This is a genomic window from Chitinasiproducens palmae (genome assembly GCF_900095735.1).
Lineage (GTDB): Bacteria > Pseudomonadota > Gammaproteobacteria > Burkholderiales > Burkholderiaceae > Chitinasiproducens > Chitinasiproducens palmae.
This window is the reverse complement of sequence record NZ_FNLO01000025.1, coordinates 1-2,084: the sequence shown is the minus strand read 5'-3', so window position 1 is coordinate 2,084 and position 2,084 is coordinate 1. Positions and strand designations below refer to the sequence as shown.

Sequence of the window (2,084 nt, the reverse complement as noted above, 5' to 3'; positions counted from 1 at the left end):
CGTACAAACTACTTCTCTGAATTGTTAAAGAACGACAGCCGAAACTGAACTGACAACCGTCAGTCGGGAACACTCACGCAAAGCGTTCTCGACTAGCGAATGGTGGAGGCAGACGGGATCGAACCGACGACCCCCTGCTTGCAAAGCAGGTGCTCTCCCAGCTGAGCTATGCCCCCAAGTCAAGACTCGATGGTGGGTCTGGTTGGATTCGAACCAACGACCCCCGCCTTATCAAGACGGTGCTCTAACCGACTGAGCTACAGACCCGCTAAGTCTCTGTCGTACATCTACAGCCGATAAGCGTGGACACTTGAGCTTTGAGCGACTTGCTCGAGAAAGGAGGTGATCCAGCCGCACCTTCCGATACGGCTACCTTGTTACGACTTCACCCCAGTCATGAATCCTACCGTGGTGACCGTCCTCCTTGCGGTTAGACTAGCCACTTCTGGTAAAACCCACTCCCATGGTGTGACGGGCGGTGTGTACAAGACCCGGGAACGTATTCACCGCGGCATGCTGATCCGCGATTACTAGCGATTCCAACTTCATGCACTCGAGTTGCAGAGTGCAATCCGGACTACGATCGGTTTTCTGAGATTAGCTCCCCCTCGCGGGTTGGCGACCCTCTGTACCGACCATTGTATGACGTGTGAAGCCCTACCCATAAGGGCCATGAGGACTTGACGTCATCCCCACCTTCCTCCGGTTTGTCACCGGCAGTCTCCTTAGAGTGCCCTTTCGTAGCAACTAAGGACAAGGGTTGCGCTCGTTGCGGGACTTAACCCAACATCTCACGACACGAGCTGACGACAGCCATGCAGCACCTGTGTTACGGCTCTCTTTCGAGCACTCCCGCCTCTCAGCAGGATTCCGTACATGTCAAGGGTAGGTAAGGTTTTTCGCGTTGCATCGAATTAATCCACATCATCCACCGCTTGTGCGGGTCCCCGTCAATTCCTTTGAGTTTTAATCTTGCGACCGTACTCCCCAGGCGGTCAACTTCATGCGTTAGCTACGTTACTAAGGAAATGAATCCCCAACAACTAGTTGACATCGTTTAGGGCGTGGACTACCAGGGTATCTAATCCTGTTTGCTCCCCACGCTTTCGTGCATGAGCGTCAGTATTGGCCCAGGGGGCTGCCTTCGCCATCGGTATTCCTCCACATCTCTACGCATTTCACTGCTACACGTGGAATTCTACCCCCCTCTGCCATACTCTAGCTTGCCAGTCACAAATGCAGTTCCCAGGTTGAGCCCGGGGATTTCACATCTGTCTTAACAAACCGCCTGCGCACGCTTTACGCCCAGTAATTCCGATTAACGCTCGCACCCTACGTATTACCGCGGCTGCTGGCACGTAGTTAGCCGGTGCTTATTCTTCCGGTACCGTCATCCGCCCGAGGTATTAACCCAGACGTTTTCTTTCCGGACAAAAGTGCTTTACAACCCGAAGGCCTTCTTCACACACGCGGCATTGCTGGATCAGGCTTTCGCCCATTGTCCAAAATTCCCCACTGCTGCCTCCCGTAGGAGTCTGGGCCGTGTCTCAGTCCCAGTGTGGCTGGTCGTCCTCTCAGACCAGCTACAGATCGTCGCCTTGGTAGGCCTTTACCCCACCAACTAGCTAATCTGCCATCGGCCGCCCCTATAGCGCGAGGCCCGAAGGTCCCCCGCTTTCATCCGTAGATCGTATGCGGTATTAATCCGGCTTTCGCCGGGCTATCCCCCACTACAGGACACGTTCCGATGTATTACTCACCCGTTCGCCACTCGCCGCCAGACCGAAGTCCGCGCTGCCGTTCGACTTGCATGTGTAAGGCATGCCGCCAGCGTTCAATCTGAGCCAGGATCAAACTCTTCAGTTCAATTCCTGTTACTTGTTTCATCCTTGCGGATGTGTCGCTCACTCAAAGTGCTGACAAGTCATGATGAATCACGACTTACCTATTACTTAGTGTGAGACTTGATTACTTTTGCAAAGACCGCGGCACGAATGCCACAGCCCGCTCGCCATCAAGTGCCCACACTTATCGGCTGTAAATTTTTAAAGAGCATCGCGCTAACTTGACAAACCAGCTATACT

Annotated in this window: 2 tRNA genes and 1 rRNA gene; all 3 read right to left on the bottom strand. The window is 53.7% G+C overall.

The features are described 5' to 3' along the window. Nucleotides 1–100: 100 nt before the first annotated feature. The 3 genes from BLU54_RS22950 to BLU54_RS22940 all read right to left on the bottom strand — a co-directional run bounded on the left by BLU54_RS22950 (nucleotide 101) and on the right by BLU54_RS22940 (nucleotide 1,866). Nucleotides 101–176 (bottom strand) — tRNA-Ala (locus BLU54_RS22950). Between the two features lie 14 nt (nucleotides 177–190). Then, nucleotides 191–267: transfer RNA gene (locus BLU54_RS22945), tRNA-Ile, on the bottom strand. A gap of 68 nt (nucleotides 268–335) precedes the next feature. Beyond that, nucleotides 336–1,866 (bottom strand): 16S ribosomal RNA (locus tag BLU54_RS22940). Between the last annotated feature and the right edge of the window lie 218 nt (nucleotides 1,867–2,084).